The following is a 15,591-nucleotide window of genomic DNA, read 5'->3' as shown; positions in this document are numbered from 1 at the left end:
AACAAGTATTCCGCATTCTTCGTCTGAAAAAGGACTGCCACTATGAAAGCTGTCGTCTACACCCAGCAAGCATTGCCAATTGAAGATCCACAGTCTCTCATCGATATGGATTTGCCCATACCCACTCCTGGCCCGCGTGACTTGCTCATTGAGGTGAAAGCCATCTCAGTAAATCCTGTAGACACCAAGGTTCGGGTTCGCGCTGCCGCAAGTGCGTCCGAGCCGAAAGTTCTTGGGTGGGACGCAGTTGGTATCGTCCGAGGCGTGGGGAGCGACGTCACGCTTTTCAAAACTGGTGATGAGGTTTTCTACGCCGGCTCCATCGCTCGCCCGGGAAGTTATAGCGAGTTTCACGTGGTGGATGAGCGCATTGTTGGGCTCAAGCCGCAATCCCTCGACAATGCACATGCGGCAGCCTTGCCTCTCACTTCAATCACGGCTTGGGAGCTTTTGTTTGATCGCCTGGGTGTCGCAGAAGGCGGAGGCGAAGGCGACAGCCTCCTGATTATCGGCGCAGGCGGTGGCGTGGGCTCAATTCTCGTTCAATTGGCTCGCAAGCTGACAAAGCTCACAGTCATTGGTACCGCTTCCCGCGACCAGACACGTGAATGGGTCAAAACTTTAGGCGCTCACCATGTGATCGATCACGGCCAGCCACTAGTGGCGCAGTTGGAGAAGATTGGGGTCAGTGAAGTCAGTCACGTCATCAGCCTGACTCATACCGGCAGCTACTTGCCTCAACTGATTGAAGCCTTGCGTCCGCAAGGTCAACTAGCTCTGATCGATGATCCGGAAAGCCTTGATGTCATGCCATTGAAGCGTAAATCGCTGTCGCTGCATTGGGAGCTGATGTTCACACGATCGCTGTTTGAGACGCCGGATATGATCGAACAACATCGTCTACTCAATCGCGTAGCCAAGCTGATCGATCAGGGTGTCTTGAAAACCACCCTCGGCGAACATTTTGGCGCGATAAATGCCGAAAACCTGCGCCGTGCCCATGCGTTGATCGAAAGCGGCAAAGCGACCGGCAAGATCGTTCTCGAAGGTTTCTAATCCTCACGCACAATATTGACTGGCCTGCTTCGGCAGGTCAGGGAGCCCATTCATGTCTATGAAATACCCATTTTTCGGAACAGCTCTTGCACTTGCCATAGCCGCCGTAAGTCAAACCAGCTTCGCCGCCGACGCACATCAGCTGCCATCCTCCGCACCTTCTGAAAAGACCGTTGGCGAACTGGAGCAGGTATTTAGTTTCCATGACGCAATGCCCACCGGCGTCACCGTTGCTGAAAACGGGCGCATTTTCGTCAACTACCCGAAATGGGGTGATGACGTGCCGTTCACGGTAGGCGAAATTCGAGACGGCAAGGTGATCGCATATCCTGATGCGGCATTCAATCGTGAGGATACGAAAGATCCGGCCAAAGGCCTGATTAGTGTTCAAAGTGTGGTTGCCGATGGCAAGGGCCGGGTCTGGCTGCTCGACACAGCGGCTCCAGGTTTTGCAGCCCCGAAAGCTGGCGGCGCGAAATTAGTCGCTGTTGACTTGGCTAGCAACAAGGTCGTCAAGACGCTGGTATTCCCGGCCGACGTGATCCTCCCGAGCACCTACGTCAACGATATGCGTTTTGACTTTCGCAACGGCAAGGAAGGCACGGTCTACGTGACTGACTCTTCGGTCTCCGGCCCAGGTGCAATCATTGTGATGGATATCGCCACCGGTAAGGCCGTGCGGCGTTTGAGCGGGGCGAAATCAACGTCTCCAGATCCCGATTTCATTCCGGTGGTCGAAGGGCAACCCGCCTTGATCACCAAAGGACCGGATGGAAAAGCTAAAACCCTGACCGTTGCATCGGATGGCATTGCTCTGTCGAGTGACGGCAAGACGCTTTATTTCTGCCCGCTCTCCGGTCGTCACCTTTATTCGGTGCCAACTGATCTGCTGCGAAATCCTGATGTGACCGAGGAGCAACTGGAAGCCGCTGTGAAGGATCTCGGCGAAAAAGGTGCCTCCGACGGTCTTGAAGCCGATGCCAAAGGCGCAGTGTACGCTGGGGACTATGAACACAATGGCATCCGCAAACGTCTGGCTGACGGAAGTTGGCAAACCATTGTTCACGACCCACGTGTGTTGTGGCCCGACACTCTGTCCATCGGTCCCGATGGATACTTGTACTTTACTGCGAACCAGCTCCAACGCCAGGCTGGATTCCACGACGGCAAAGATCTGCGCGTGAAGCCCTACAGCTTGCTGCGGGTGAAGATTGATGCCGCTCCGGCGCCAACCCATTGATAACGGCGGTGAACATGAAACCTCTGATTCGCTTGGGCCACATCGATTTAAGCTTTCATGCCGCGAGTGCGGCTGTAGTGCAACGTATTCTGGAAGCCCACGGCTATTCGGTAGTCTCCAGCGCCTCACCGCACGAGGAGATGTTCCAGCGTTATGGCGCTGGCGAGGTCGACATGCTGGTATCGGCTTGGCTGCCAGATAGTCACGGCGGCTACCTGGCGCCGTATGCCCATGAAACGCGTTACCTTGGTGTGCTGTACCAGCCCTACTGCATTTGGGGGGTACCCGACTACGTGCCCGTCGACAAAGTGGCTTCGGTGAGCGACTTGCTTCGCCCAGAGATAGCTGCACGAATGAGTCATCTGATTCAGGGTATCAATCCCGGAGCGGGGATCAGTCGCTTCTCTCGGGCAATGATTGAGCAATACGGTCTCGGGGCTGCCGGTTACCACTTTGAAAACGGTACTCAGGAAGACTGTTTCAAGCGTTTTGAAAATGCCGTTGAACACCATGAATGGGTAGTCGTGCCGCTGTGGCACCCGCAGTTCCTTCATCATCGGTTCAGTATCCGCCCGCTGTCCGAACCTAAGGGGCTGCTCGGCGGACAAGATGACGCCACGCTTATCGTCAAGGAGCACATCGCCCTAGGAATGCCTGATGAGCTGCTGGAGCGACTCACTCGCCTGACACTCGGCAATGCCGTGATTAGTGAGCTTGATCATCTGATCTGTCGTGAAGGCCTGACCCCGCTCGCGGCGGCAGACATCTGGCTTGGGCGAGCACGATCCTGACGCTCATCGGACGAGTTGTCCTGCAGCCGCCTCAGTGAAGCGGCTGCAGTATTCAATTTCCCTGAGCTTCAGCGGTGGTTTAACGCCGATGTGCAATACCTGAATAACTACTTGGGGCCTTAAGCATCGGTCGACGATGCCTGATCGCGCTGTAGTTCGAGTTCAGCGAGCCGTTGGGCGAGTTGCTGATGCATGGCTGTGTAGGCATCCGTTCCGAGTACGAGTCTTTTGGGCGCCGGGATCTGGCTAGCGCTTTCGATGATCCGGGCGACCATTTTTTCTGGATCTCCCGGTGGTACTGCAGTACCCGCCTCAATCATCTGGCGCGCCATGCTCGCCGGAGAAACGTCATAGGCTGGCAGACGTGGGCCAATGCGGGAACTGCCGTAGCGGAATTGCGTACGAGCGCCCCCTGGTTCAACGAGCGTACAGCCGATGTTGAACACTTCAATTTCACGGCTCAAAGAATCGATGAAACCTTCTATTCCCCACTTGGAGGCGTGATATAGCGAAGCGCCAGGAAAAGCAGCTTGCCCCCCCACGGTCGACAATTGGATGATTCTGCCGCCGCCTGCGATACGCAGATGAGGCAGCGCACATCGTACCAATTGAATTGAGCCGAGCAGATTGGTGTGAATCTGATGAACAACCTGCTCATCCGTTGCTTCCTCTGCTGCACCAAACAAGCCATAACCGGCATTGCTGACGACTACATCTATCTTGCCCATCGCTGAAAAAGCACTGTCCACTACCTCACGAATCGAGCCCATCTCGTCGAGATTTAGTTCGGTTACCCAAAGCTGATCGGTATAGCGACGTTGCAAATCTTCCACGCTCGAAAGGGACCGCACCGTCCCCGCTACTCGATCGCCAACAGCCAAAAGCTGTTCTGCCATGCTGCGACCAAAGCCACTGCTAATTCCGGAAATGAGCCATGTACGTTGCATCACAGATACTCGTTACGATTGTAGAACCCCAATGCTACGGGACGGCTTGGAGATTCCTAATGCGCAACAGTCCATACTTCATGAGCCATCGTCCAAAATGAACGCTGACCCATTTTCCGAGTTGATTCAGCTCATCACAGCAAAAGCACTCGGCTCGGGCGGTCTAGTCGCTGGTGGCGCATGGGGGCTTGAAATCCCCGCTCCGGATGGCGTGAAGTTTTGGGGGGTGGCGAAAGGGAAATGCTGGATCAAGCTCGAAGGCAAGACTCAGCCATTGCTGATTCAAAGCGGGGAGGTGCTGCTGCTAACGGCGCCGAGGGCGCTGGTCATCGCCAGTGATCTAGAGGCTCCTCGCACCCGGCTGGATGATTTGATCAACAAGCGCTCAGGGGCCGTATCGCAATTGGGCGATGGCGATGATTTTTTCATGATCGGAGGGAATATCTCGTTGGCGCATGCCGGAGCAGATTTATTCTTGGGATCACTTCCGCCATACCTTCACCTGAGTAAAAACTCCACGACAGCAACGACGGTGCACTGGCTTCTTGAGCAGTTGATGAAGGAGAGACGGGAGCAGCGTCCTGGTGCCACGGCCATCTCGTCCCAGTTGGCTGAATTGATTTTCATCCAGATACTCAGATCCCACCTCGAAGAAGCTCCAAGCGTCACACCAGGATTGTTGAAAGCCGCGTGTGATAAGCGCCTAGCACCTGCACTTAGCTTGATCCATTGCGATCCATCGCGTACATGGCGGCTCGGCGAACTTGCTGCCGCCAGCGCTATGTCTAGGGCATCTTTTTCTGCATATTTCAAACAGGTAGCCGGGGTTTCAGCGCTTGTCTACGTAACGGGGTGGCGTATGCGGTTGGCCAGAAAGGCTTTGCTTGAGGAAAGACTGACGCTGTCCCAGATCGCCCCGCGTTTTGGGTACGCCTCTGAAAGCGCCTTCAGCAATGCCTTCAAACGCCTGACCGGGATGTCCCCTAAGCGCTATAGAGAAACGGGGAACAGTGACACGGTTGATCGGTCCGCATAAGAACTTTGAAGGGGTCATGAGCTGTGAGCGTCACAGCGCTCACAGCTCAGCGGATCGCGGTAATCAATGAGCGATTGCGTCGATCTGCTGTAGAAACGTGAGGTTGTCTTCCAGGTGCCAGTTCTCGGCAATTCGGCCATCGGCTATGCGATAGATGTCGGTGGCAATGAAGTTGACAGTTTGGCCTTTGCCTTTCACCCCATTGAAGGTGCCGGTGAAGTGTCCCGTAAAACGCAAATGGGAGACGACCCGGTCGCCACTGACGATCATCTGCTGGACCTCGCAGCCAAGGTCCGGCACTGCGGCATGGAACGCCTGAGAGGCCGCGAGAGGACCAGAGATACCCTGAGGACGCCCTGGTGGTAGCGCTCGATCCATGAAATCGGAGGCCAGCGCCTCGCGCGCCAGAGCTGGATCACCTGACGCCCAGAATGTCGCGTAGCGTCTAGCTGCCAACGTCTGTGCCTGGATCTGCTCAGGCGTTACACCATGATCCGCGATGAGAACCTTTGGGGTGATCAAAGCAGGCTCGGCCGCTACTGCGGCATGGCTCAATGTACTAGCGATGACAACTGCGGCGAAGAGGCCTGGAATGAACGGACGCATGGATTTCCTCCGGTATTGGTGGGTAGTTGCTGTCCTCCAGCAGTGCTTCTATGAGCGCTGCTTCATGCTCTTCCAACCGTGCCGATGCCTATGACGTTCTGACACAACATCAAAGCGGTTGGGCGTGAACACAGTGAGGCAGGCTTCAAGGCAGAAATTTCTTCAGCCAGTGATGCTTGAGATAGCCAGTGTGCGTTAGGCAATCAGCTTTGATAACTGGGCTGGTCATTGATGGATCTTCAAAAAAACCGGAAGAATTATGGATAACTTGGAAGCTATTCGATTATTCGTCGAAGCTGAACAAACCGGGGGTATTTCCGCGGCAGGTCGCAAATTAGGGCTGTCACCCGCAGCCGCTAGCGCGCGCTTGCTCAAGCTGGAGTCTTCGCTCGCCACTCGGTTATTTGAACGTACCACGCGTCAGCTGCGCCTGACTGACGAGGGGCGAATCTACTTGCAGTATTGCCGCCAAGCCTTGCAAGCGCTAGACGATGCTCGGGCGGCGTTGTCGGTTGAGAAGAAAGAAATCCGAGGCAAAATACGCATCTCCGCCACTTCTGACTTCGGCCGCCATGTGTTGAACGCTTGGCTCGACGAGTTCATGGCCCTTTACCCACAGGTAGTACCGGCCTTGATTCTTTCCGACTCACTGTCCCATCTCATTGCCGATGATGTGGATCTGATGATTCGATTTGGTGTTCCTCCGGCCAGCTCCCTCGTCGCGCGACCGCTGGCGGCGAACCGTCGTGTGCTTTGCGCCGCTCCCAGCTATCTCAAGCGCAAAGGTATGCCTAGCCACCCCGATCAGTTGGCCGACTTTGATCACATTGTCGCCAGCCAAAATGGCTGGTCCAGCGAGTGGCACCTACTACGTGGCAACGAAACTTCAATATTCAAAGTGCCGATGGAGTTCGCTCGCGAGACCAACGACGGCGCTTTGGCTCGCCAATGGGCCATCGATGGTCACGGAATCGTGCTCAAATCGATCTGGGACGTAAGCGCTGACCTTTATGCAGGACGACTGAGCCTGGTCATGCCTGACTGGCAAACGGCCGAAAGTCCGCTGCACGCCTTGTACCCGCGCAACCGATATCTTCCAGCGAGAGTCAGGGCCTTGCTGGATTTTCTACGCGAACGCTTCGCTCAAGCTGCCCAAGAAGTACACATAGGAGGTGCATCCAATCCTGCATTAGTGAGCACCTTGTTTTGCGACGCGAACGAGCCAAGCTAGATAGCATCATTTCAATCCTAGCCCCTGCCCAAGATGTGGAGCGTCGGGGGATGCTCGACCAAAGGAGGAAGAGCTTTGTTTGAAGGTAATAATTCTGAAAAGGAGATGTTTTCAGTGGATACATGGCTGCTTGAGATGCTTCTGAGGCCTGACAACAGAGAAAAATTCTCCTGAGTAATCGATAGCCTTTTGTTCTCACATGTCGGAGGACAGAAATGACTAATCTCCCACCCGCGTCACGCTTCAGCGTAGACACCGTTCAGCTGGATGCTGACCCACTTGAAACCGGCGAATGGCTTGAAGCACTCGACTCCGTTGCGAGAGAAGCAGGCGCAGATCGTGCTCAGTTTTTGTTTGACAGGCTGGCCGAGTTTGCTTCGTCCCGCGGCGTGAAGTCGACACGCACGCGCGTAACGCCATACCAAAACACGATCAGCGTCGAACACCAGTCTCCTTATCCTGGCAATCTTGAATTGGAAGAGAAGCTGAGCGGTGCGCTGCGCTGGAACGCGTTGGCCATGGTAGTCCGAGCCAACCGTGCGTATGGCGAGCTAGGCGGACACATCGCCAGTTACGCTTCCGCAGCCGACCTGTTCGAAGTGGGATTCAACCATTTTTTCAAAGCCGACTCTGAGGACTCCAAAGGCGATCTGGTTTTCTTCCAGCCCCATTCATCTCCTGGCGTTTACGCACGGGCCTACCTTGAGGGGCACCTGAGCCAGAACCAGCTAGAGCATTACCGTCAGGAGATTAGAGGTCCTGGTCTGTGCTCCTATCCACACCCTTGGCTGATGCCAGATTTCTGGCAATTTCCCACCGGTTCGATGGGCATTGGTCCAATCAATTCGATCTTCCAAGCACGCTTCATGCGCTATCTGCAGGACCGCCAATTACTCGAAGCTTCCGAGCGGCACGTTTGGGGTTTTTTTGGCGATGGAGAAATGGACGAACCCGAGTCGATCGGCGCTTTGTCACTGGCTGCCCGGGAGCGGTTGGACAATCTGACCTTCGTCATCAACTGCAACCTGCAACGCCTTGATGGGCCAGTACGCGGCAACGGGCGAATCATTGACGAACTTGAAGCGCTCTTTGAGGGAGCTGGCTGGAATGTCATCAAAGTCATATGGGGTTCCGATTGGGATCCGCTGTTTGCCCGCGACAAGGGCAACGCGTTGCTCCGCGCTTTCGCGAACACGGTAGACGGGCAATTCCAAACGTTCTCCGCCAATGACGGCCAATACAATCGCGAGCGTTTCTTTGCTCAGAATCCTGAACTGGCCGCCCTTGCTGCGCATCTCAGCGATAGCGACATTGATGTCCTTCGGCGCGGTGGACATGACGTGCGCAAGCTACACGCCGCCTATGCTTCAGCCCGGCAGCATAAGGGTCAACCAACAGTGATCCTTGCCAAAACCATGAAGGGGTATGGCATGGGCGTTACCGGCCAAGGCCGTATGACGACCCACCAGCAGAAAAAACTCGAGACCGAAGACCTCAAAGGTTTCCGGGACCGGTTCCGGGTCCCACTCAGTGATCAAGAAGTCGAGCAACTGGCTTTTTACCGCCCCGCCGACGACAGTCCTGAAATGAAATATCTGCACGCACAACGCCAAGCATTGGGAGGATATTTGCCGCGACGCCGTCAAGCCTCCACGACCGCTCTAACCATCCCGGATATCGATGTCTGGGGGCAATTCGCGATGGCGGCCGAAGGTAAGGAGATGTCCACCACCATGGCGCTGGTGCGTATGTTTACCGCACTTCTGAAAGACAAAGCGCTGGGGTCTCGGATAGTTCCGATCGTTGCCGACGAGGCACGTACTTTCGGGATGGCAAACATGTTCCGCCAGATCGGTATCTACTCCCCATCGGGTCAGCTCTACGAGCCTGAGGATTTGGGATCGGTGCTCTACTACAGGGAAGCGACTGATGGGCAGATCTTAGAGGAAGGCATCTCCGAAGCTGGAGCCCTTTCTTCCTGGATCGCGGCCGCTACGTCTTATAGCGTGCATGATCTGCCTATGCTGCCGTTCTACATCTACTACTCGATGTTCGGCTTCCAACGCGTAGGGGACATCATCTGGGCTGCTGCGGATCAGCGTGCGCGAGGGTTCCTGATAGGCGCAACCTCAGGAAAGACAACGCTGGGTGGTGAAGGCTTGCAGCACCAGGACGGCACCAGCCATGTCACGGCATCCACCATTCCAAATTGCCGCGCTTATGACCCAGCTTTCGCTTACGAGGTCGCCATCATTCTCGACGAAGGGATGCGTGAGATGGGCGAACGGCAGCAAGATGTCTTTTACTACCTCACAGTCATGAATGAAAACACCTCACAGCCTTCAATTCCAGAAGACCGCAGTCATGAGGTGCGCGAGGGTGTGCTGGCCGGCATGTACCGATTTAACGGCACTCAGCAGGCCCAAGTTCAGTTGTTGGGCTCGGGGGCCATTCTGGGCGAGGTGCTGGCGGCCCAGCAGCTACTCGCACAGGATTGGAAGATCGAAGCGGCGGTCTGGAGCGTCACCAGTTATACGCAGCTACAACGCGAAGGGCTTGATCGCGAGCGGACCGAGCGCCTTGGTGGCGCGACTGAAGCCTCATACATCCAGCGGCAGTTGGCAGGCTTCAAAGGGCCCGTCATTGCTGCGACGGACTATGTCCGAGCCTTGCCTGAATTGATCCGAGGCTTTGTACCCAACCGCTACGTCACCCTTGGAACTGACGGCTTCGGACGCAGTGATACACGGCAGGCGCTGCGAGAGTTTTTTGAAGTGGATCGCCAGTCTATCGTAATCGCGGCTCTTAAAGGTCTGGCAGATGACGGTGTGATTGAACGTTCGGTTTGGCGCGAGGCGATTGACAGATACCACGGGGATCCTGCCCGACCGGCGTCCTGGCAGTGCTGAATCCACTCAAAATTCTGGTTAGGAATAGAACATGTCCGTCATTCAGGTAGTCGTGCCCGACATCGGCGACTTCAAAGATGTGCCCGTCGTAGAAATACAGATCAAAGTTGGTGATCGTATTGAAAAGGATCAGCCGCTGATTTCTCTGGAGTCAGATAAGGCGCTCATAGATATCCCCGCACCTGCTGCGGGAGTGGTGCACAAGTTGGATGTGGGGCTGGGTGACAAAGTATCCAGCGGATCATTGCTGCTCATGCTAGAAACGGCGGTGGCATCCTCGCAAGTCACACCGCAAGAGCCTGAGCCCGAGAAGCCACCAGCACCTGCCGTCAGCCTCCCACCTCAGATGCCACTGACCTTGGCGCCTGTTGTAGACGCTTCCCAGAGCGCAGACCCCGCTGCCGTGTCAGGCATTGGCCATGCTGGGCCCGCAGTACGCAAATTTGCTCGGGAAACAGGCATCGATATCCGCGAAGTCGCGGGTACTGGTCAGCGCGGTCGAGTGACCCGCGCGGACGTTTTGAGCTATGTGAAAAGTCGTATGCAGCAGCCGCGGTCATCGGGCGATGGACTGGATCTCCTTGCTTGGCCGGATATCGACTTCAGCAAATTCGGGCCCGTTACCCGAGAGCCACTGCCCAGAATCAAAAGGATTTCAGGCGCCAATTTGCATCGCAACTGGGTACGTATTCCCCATGTCACCAATCACGATGACGTTGACGTCACGAATCTGGAAGAACTGCGCCAGGCCCTCAATCAAGACTCTTCAAACAAAGGTACCAAAATCACGTTGTTGGCGTTCATAGCGAAGGCGTCTGCTGTGGCCTTAAAACGCTTTCCTTACTTCAACGCATCGCTGACCGAAGGTCAGGAACTCGTTCTGAAAAATTACTTTCACATCGGCTTTGCAGCGGACACCCCCAACGGGTTGGTAGTGCCGGTTGTGCGAGACGTCGACCAGAAAGGGGTGCAAGACATTGCAAGCGAGATGTCGGCGCTGTCCGCGCTGGCACGCGAAGGAAAGCTGAAGCCCGAACAAATGCAGGGTGGGAGCTTCACCATTTCATCGTTGGGGGGTATCGGCGGTACTTACTTTACCCCGATTATCAATGCGCCAGAGGTCGGTATTCTCGGGGTTGGGAAAGCAAGGCTCCAACCGGTGTGGGATACGAAGTCCGCAGCGGTGGTACCAAGACTCATCATGCCCTTGTCACTTTCTTGGGATCACAGAGTAGTCGACGGCGCTGAGGCAGGTCGGTTTCTTGCCTACCTTAAGAGCGTACTGGAAGATTTTCGGCGAGTTGCGATTTGAACGCTTAGGATCTCAAATTTTAAAGGGTGATCAACGGACAACGCACGTGTGACAGCGAAAAGAATGGACTTCGCGCAAGCGAAGTTCGTTCTCCATAGCTTCTTGAGACAAAAAAATGCCAGACATGAGGTCTGGCATTTTTCGGTAGGTGAGAGGTACTTCAAGCTACCGGGATAGGGTTTTCCACCAGTGACTGATTGAAGCCATGGACAATTGCGTGCTCCTGCGACCCAGGGTTGTCACGAAACGGTCGAATGGCTTCGACGATGACTTCCGGAGTATCGGTCGCCAGCCCTGCCATGGTTTCCTCGATAAACGCGTCTAGCGGCATAGCACGTGGGTCATCACCTTTGTGAATCAGGTCAGTGTTAACCCAAGGTGGCGCGATCTCTTGCACGGTCACAGTAGAGTCACGCAGCGCAAATCGCTGAGACAGTGAGTACGAATGCAGCGCTGCTTTGGTTGCCGAATAAACAGCGTTACCTGCCAACGGAACGAAAGCCAGTACCGAAGAATTATTGATGATAACGGAACGGGGTTGAGACTTGAGATGCTCGATCAGCGCAGACGTCATACGGATCGGACCATACAGATTGGTCGTGATCGTACCCAGCATTGTGGCTTCATCGATAGTTGAAGCTGGGTCGTCGAACGGCATGATTCCCGCGTTATTGATCAATACATTGAGCGTTGGATAGCGTTTGATCAGATCTTTGGCAACATGGGCAATGTTGCTGGGATCGTTGATATCAAGCTCAACCGCATCCATTCCCGGATTAGCGGCGATTACCTCATCCAGCAGTGCTTTACGGCGACCAGCAATGATGACTTTATTGCCTAACTTGTGGAAAGCTTCAGCCAATCCGCGACCGATACCCGAGCCGCCACCAGTGATGAAAATAGTATTATCCGTAACCTTCATAAGCTATAGCCTCAATATCAATAGTATAAAGTCCAACCCAAAAGATCCTGCCTTTTAGCTACAGCAATCAATCCTGCTGTGCAGCCGACCGCCTGTTAAATCTCTACTCATCAACAGTAAGGGTCAACCTATACCAACGTTTACCCTGCAAAGCCGATTTAACTAAAAGACTTAAAGGTTTTTGGTAGGTCAGACAATGTTGCATCCATCGTACTCGTCCCTAATGGACAGCTTAACCACACGTTTCGGATAAACACTTTCATTGCAAAGCTGAAAATACCTACATTGACAGCTTCACTAATTTAAAAACGGTTAAAAACGCGCCAGCGGACAGCCTTAGCGAAAACTCTTTCCTACTCCCAAAACGCAACGGAGAATCCCACAGAGCAACCACCATTATTAAAATTTATAGATGCTAATTAGAAAGTTTATTGGTCAAATTGCTATATTCATGGATCATAATAATTGAGTAGAGAAAAAGTTGCGAAAAACGAGCTAGGGTGGGCTCTGTAGCTAAGCTGATTAAACGGCTGACTTAGCCGTACCTGTACGATCAAAACAGTTTCCCTAAATGAGTCGTACCGACTCAGCGCGTCATCAACTCATTAAGGCGCGGTACAAAAAATTGACTCGCTCCAAGGCGGGTTATCATCCGAATGTCGTCAACCGAAGGCCTTCAGCGCTTCATGGATCATGACTTTGAAAAAACTTGGCGTTACCAACGTTCCAACGGCAGAACTCATCCGTAGCATGCGTGAGGTAGCGATCACCCTGAAAAACTCTTCTACGTCGCTCTTATCAATGGCGGTGCGATTGGCTGAGGCAGGATTGGATGCCGAGGCCACGTTGCTCATCGAGCTTGCTAAAGGAGTTCAGGTGGCAGAGAGCAAGGTGCTTCGACATGCGAAAGATGCCGGTGCCGGAATGATCGTGAAGCTGAGTACACATTAGCTACGCTAACGTTTCGGGGAGGTTAGGCATGGAGTTCGAGATGAAGGGCGTACCCACCTCAATATTATCTGAAGTTGTGCAGCATCAGAACGATGCTGACCTCCACAATTGACTCCATTCTGAGCGACCAGGTGGCTTCAGCGAGCATACGACACTGAGATCGATGAAGTGCATCCTAGACAGCTCAACGGCTGACGATTCTAAATCGGCACCAAAGCCGTGAAAGCCGAACGCAATACTGGCGTCGCTATGGACAGCTGCCTGCCAGATCTCAGGGATGACCGCTATCGGCCAGGAGCGGACGCTACTGCGTGCTCGTCGATCAAGGTTGCTACCGAATTTTGGTTCCGACTGCTACTATAGCTACTAGTGAACTTGGCTGGCCACAGCTTGTAGGTAATTACCGCTTTATGGCAAAGATTGCGCGCCAAGATTATTGAGGGGTTCCATTTATGGAAATCTTTATCTTCTCTTTCAGGACATTGCATTCAAGTGACGGAACGCAACATGCCAGAACTGATTCGACAGTATCGGGAATTAAAGCCGAAGGCTGAGCGTTTGATGGGCAATTTAGTTGACGCTTTGGAAGGCATGATAGCTCAAAAAAAAGTGCCTATATTTGCAATAGAATCTAGAATCAAGGACGAAAACTCCCTTCTCGAAAAATTCACAAAAAAGGGCTATGAAGCACAGATTGAAAATATCGACGATTTATGTGGCATTCGAGTTATCTGTTACTACCAAACCGATATAGATATAACTTGCAAATTGATCGACGATGAATTTGACGTAATCTCCAAACAAGACAAGCAAGATGAGTTAGACGATAATAAATTCGGCTATGGATCATTTCACTATGTCGTAAAATTAAAGAATGAGTGGTTGACACACCCTGCCGCCAGAGGCCTCGACGGATTGAAGGCCGAAATTCAGGTCCGTACTATGCTTATGCATACCTGGTCTGCAATCAGCCACAAATTGCTGTACAAAAGAGCATCTGACGTGCCGCCGCAACTCCGCCGAAAGCTGAATCGACTTAGCGCACTGATTGAATTGGCGGACGAACAGTTTGATGCTATAAAAGACATGAAAATCGAGTACAAAAACGATTTTTCTAGGCTGGATCAAGATTTCAGTGATCTAGACGAGCTTAACTCAGACAGCTTGCTAGCTCTACGTGATAGGTACTTTAACGAACGAAACTACAATGATGAGGACATACCTAGCTTGCTCGAAAATATTCGGGAGGCAGGTTTTACCCTCAAAGCACTAGTTGATAATATTGAACATGCATTTCCTATTTTAAATGACATGGAAATTGAAGAGGCGGATTGCGCTGACACCGAACTGCCAATGTGGGGATTCTCAGGTGTAATCAGAACAATTTTAGATCTCACAAGCGATAATTTCTATTACAGCCGAGAAGACACGTTGCCCGATTATGTCAGAGATTCTAGAGAAAAATATCGGCAAATTTTAAGTTCAAAACTTTAGACGAGTATTAGACTGATATTTGAACGACCCCACAAAGCCTCATCTGGACACCTCAGGTAGAAGCGGTGCTGCGTCATAAATCAGTCCGGACATTTCTCGCAGACGCGCTCCCTGATAGAGCATTGGAGACGATGGCGGCCTGCGCACAATTAGCACCGAACGCCTAGGGCTTCAATCAATGGAGCATTGTCGCCATCACTGATTCGATTCTGAAGCAAACGCTATCAGTCACCATTGCTCGGATCGTATCCCGTAGATTGAAAAGGTCCCTGGTCTGCTGCTGTGGATTGTCGACCTGTCTCGGATTGCAGATGTCCTCCGAGACCAAGGAGGCAAGTCAGTTGTACTGGAATGCAAAGGGCAGCTTTGGGTCGACAGCAGCAACTTATGCTGGCAACGGTCCGTATGCACGATAGGTATCTATCAGTGTGTCAAATAGCGAAATGTCCGATCGGCTTCTGGCAATAAGCTGAGCACCCGCCACGGCCGAAAAAATCGCACGGGCCCGCTTCTCGCTTTCTTCTGGCTTGCAGACGTTCGCGACTACCAGAAGCTTGCTCAGCCAAGCGACATTCACTTCCGCAAACGCCTGAATTTCCTGGGTCATTTCTGCCGGCAAATTGTCAGTTTCAGCGCCCACAAAGCTGCCCAGACAGAGACGGTTATCGGCCTCAAGCGAGCGACGAAAGATCTCGGGAAAACGACGCAGAGCATCAAGCGCGTCTGGCGTTTCCTGAGAGATCACGTCGAGTGCCGCAGCGCCGTCTTCCCAATACCGCCTGGCGACAGCGACACCGAGATCCGCCTTGCTCGGGAAGTGGTAATAAATACTCGCGGGCTTGATTCCGACCTCAGTGGCCAGATCGCGGAAGTTCAAGCCGTTGTAGCCTTGGGACTGGGCGATATTTCTCGCCGCTAGCAGAATGGCTTCTCGGGCGTTGATCGTCATTGCTTTGCCTTCATTGGTTAGTCGGGTTATCGGAAGAACGCCATGCTAAATCAAAACCCTACCTTTTGTTAGGTAGCCGCCATAGGTCTGTCATTGGACTTTATCGGTTCAACTCATGCACATGAGGGACCTGGTCAAACCATCCCG

General features: G+C 53.3%; 13 protein-coding genes. 9 read left to right on the top strand and 4 right to left on the bottom strand.

Annotated features, from left to right (window positions below; genetic code table 11):
• Positions 1-42 precede the first annotated feature (42 nt).
• The 3 genes from D3M70_RS01665 to D3M70_RS01655 are packed head-to-tail and all read left to right on the top strand — an operon-like array spanning position 43 to position 3,087.
• The gene (locus D3M70_RS01665) at positions 43-1,056 is read left to right on the top strand and encodes a zinc-binding alcohol dehydrogenase family protein (protein WP_120123812.1); all 1,014 of its coding nucleotides are present in this window, start codon (positions 43-45) and stop codon (positions 1,054-1,056) included.
• Positions 1,057-1,108: 52 nt separating this feature from the next.
• On the top strand, positions 1,109-2,296 hold the full coding sequence (locus D3M70_RS01660; protein WP_120123810.1) for an L-dopachrome tautomerase-related protein: 1,188 nt from the start codon (positions 1,109-1,111) through the stop codon (positions 2,294-2,296).
• Between the two features lie 14 nt (positions 2,297-2,310).
• Complete coding sequence (locus D3M70_RS01655; protein ID WP_120123809.1) at positions 2,311-3,087, top strand: glycine betaine ABC transporter substrate-binding protein; 777 nt, start codon at positions 2,311-2,313, stop codon at positions 3,085-3,087.
• 119 nt (positions 3,088-3,206) lie between these two features.
• Here the strand turns inward: D3M70_RS01655 and D3M70_RS01650 are convergent, their stop codons facing one another.
• Complete coding sequence (locus D3M70_RS01650) at positions 3,207-4,034, bottom strand: SDR family oxidoreductase (RefSeq protein WP_120123907.1); 828 nt, start codon at positions 4,032-4,034, stop codon at positions 3,207-3,209.
• A 97-nt stretch (positions 4,035-4,131) separates the two neighbouring features.
• On the opposite strand from D3M70_RS01650, the gene D3M70_RS01645 reads away from it, so the two are divergent.
• On the top strand, positions 4,132-5,070 hold the full coding sequence (locus D3M70_RS01645) for an AraC family transcriptional regulator (RefSeq protein ID WP_165869713.1): 939 nt from the start codon (positions 4,132-4,134) through the stop codon (positions 5,068-5,070).
• A 63-nt stretch (positions 5,071-5,133) separates the two neighbouring features.
• Here D3M70_RS01645 and D3M70_RS01640 read toward each other — a convergent pair whose 3' ends face one another.
• Positions 5,134-5,676 carry an ester cyclase gene (locus tag D3M70_RS01640; protein WP_120123806.1) on the bottom strand — a complete coding sequence of 181 codons (543 nt, stop codon included), beginning with the start codon at positions 5,674-5,676 and terminating at the stop codon, positions 5,134-5,136.
• Between the two features lie 259 nt (positions 5,677-5,935).
• Here D3M70_RS01640 and D3M70_RS01635 point away from each other — a divergent pair, with 259 nt between their 5' ends.
• From D3M70_RS01635 to D3M70_RS01625, 3 genes are all read left to right on the top strand, one after another.
• Complete coding sequence (locus D3M70_RS01635) at positions 5,936-6,907, top strand: LysR family transcriptional regulator (protein ID WP_120123804.1); 972 nt, start codon at positions 5,936-5,938, stop codon at positions 6,905-6,907.
• Positions 6,908-7,122: 215 nt separating this feature from the next.
• The gene (mdeB, locus tag D3M70_RS01630) at positions 7,123-9,816 is read left to right on the top strand and encodes an alpha-ketoglutarate dehydrogenase (protein WP_120123803.1); all 2,694 of its coding nucleotides are present in this window, start codon (positions 7,123-7,125) and stop codon (positions 9,814-9,816) included.
• Between the two features lie 31 nt (positions 9,817-9,847).
• Complete coding sequence (locus D3M70_RS01625; RefSeq protein WP_120123801.1) at positions 9,848-11,128, top strand: dihydrolipoyllysine-residue acetyltransferase; 1,281 nt, start codon at positions 9,848-9,850, stop codon at positions 11,126-11,128.
• Between the two features lie 160 nt (positions 11,129-11,288).
• On the opposite strand, the gene D3M70_RS01620 is transcribed toward D3M70_RS01625, so the two are convergent.
• Entirely contained in the window at positions 11,289-12,050 is a 762-nt protein-coding gene (locus tag D3M70_RS01620; protein WP_120123799.1) for an SDR family oxidoreductase, read from the bottom strand.
• 699 nt (positions 12,051-12,749) lie between these two features.
• Here D3M70_RS01620 and D3M70_RS01615 point away from each other — a divergent pair.
• Positions 12,750-13,001, top strand: a complete 252-nt coding sequence (locus D3M70_RS01615; RefSeq protein WP_256659663.1) for a hypothetical protein — start codon at positions 12,750-12,752, stop codon at positions 12,999-13,001.
• A gap of 507 nt (positions 13,002-13,508) precedes the next feature.
• On the top strand, positions 13,509-14,495 hold the full coding sequence (locus tag D3M70_RS01610; RefSeq protein WP_120123795.1) for a GTP pyrophosphokinase family protein: 987 nt from the start codon (positions 13,509-13,511) through the stop codon (positions 14,493-14,495).
• A gap of 385 nt (positions 14,496-14,880) precedes the next feature.
• On the opposite strand, the gene D3M70_RS01605 is transcribed toward D3M70_RS01610, so the two are convergent.
• Entirely contained in the window at positions 14,881-15,444 is a 564-nt protein-coding gene (locus D3M70_RS01605; RefSeq protein WP_120123794.1) for a TetR/AcrR family transcriptional regulator, read from the bottom strand.
• Positions 15,445-15,591 lie beyond the last annotated feature (147 nt).

Origin of the sequence: Pseudomonas sp. LS-2, from assembly GCF_003605735.1 — a bacterium.
Taxonomy (GTDB): domain Bacteria; phylum Pseudomonadota; class Gammaproteobacteria; order Pseudomonadales; family Pseudomonadaceae; genus Aquipseudomonas.
Note: the sequence above shows the minus strand (reverse complement) of the source record. Positions and strands in the feature narration are given on the sequence as shown.

What these genes read in the sequence shown, in the direction of transcription:
- D3M70_RS01665 (WP_120123812.1), top strand. Translation starts at nt 43, where the DNA reads ATGAAAGCTGTCGTCTACACCCAGCAAGCATTGCCAATTGAAGATCCA.
- D3M70_RS01660 (WP_120123810.1), top strand. Translation starts at nt 1,109, where the DNA reads ATGTCTATGAAATACCCATTTTTCGGAACAGCTCTTGCACTTGCCATA.
- D3M70_RS01655 (WP_120123809.1), top strand. Translation starts at nt 2,311, where the DNA reads ATGAAACCTCTGATTCGCTTGGGCCACATCGATTTAAGCTTTCATGCC.
- D3M70_RS01650 (WP_120123907.1), bottom strand. Translation starts at nt 4,034, where the DNA reads ATGCAACGTACATGGCTCATTTCCGGAATTAGCAGTGGCTTTGGTCGC.
- D3M70_RS01645 (WP_165869713.1), top strand. Translation starts at nt 4,132, where the DNA reads ATGAACGCTGACCCATTTTCCGAGTTGATTCAGCTCATCACAGCAAAA.
- D3M70_RS01640 (WP_120123806.1), bottom strand. Translation starts at nt 5,676, where the DNA reads ATGCGTCCGTTCATTCCAGGCCTCTTCGCCGCAGTTGTCATCGCTAGT.
- D3M70_RS01635 (WP_120123804.1), top strand. Translation starts at nt 5,936, where the DNA reads ATGGATAACTTGGAAGCTATTCGATTATTCGTCGAAGCTGAACAAACC.
- mdeB (WP_120123803.1), top strand. Translation starts at nt 7,123, where the DNA reads ATGACTAATCTCCCACCCGCGTCACGCTTCAGCGTAGACACCGTTCAG.
- D3M70_RS01625 (WP_120123801.1), top strand. Translation starts at nt 9,848, where the DNA reads ATGTCCGTCATTCAGGTAGTCGTGCCCGACATCGGCGACTTCAAAGAT.
- D3M70_RS01620 (WP_120123799.1), bottom strand. Translation starts at nt 12,050, where the DNA reads ATGAAGGTTACGGATAATACTATTTTCATCACTGGTGGCGGCTCGGGT.
- D3M70_RS01610 (WP_120123795.1), top strand. Translation starts at nt 13,509, where the DNA reads ATGCCAGAACTGATTCGACAGTATCGGGAATTAAAGCCGAAGGCTGAG.
- D3M70_RS01605 (WP_120123794.1), bottom strand. Translation starts at nt 15,444, where the DNA reads ATGACGATCAACGCCCGAGAAGCCATTCTGCTAGCGGCGAGAAATATC.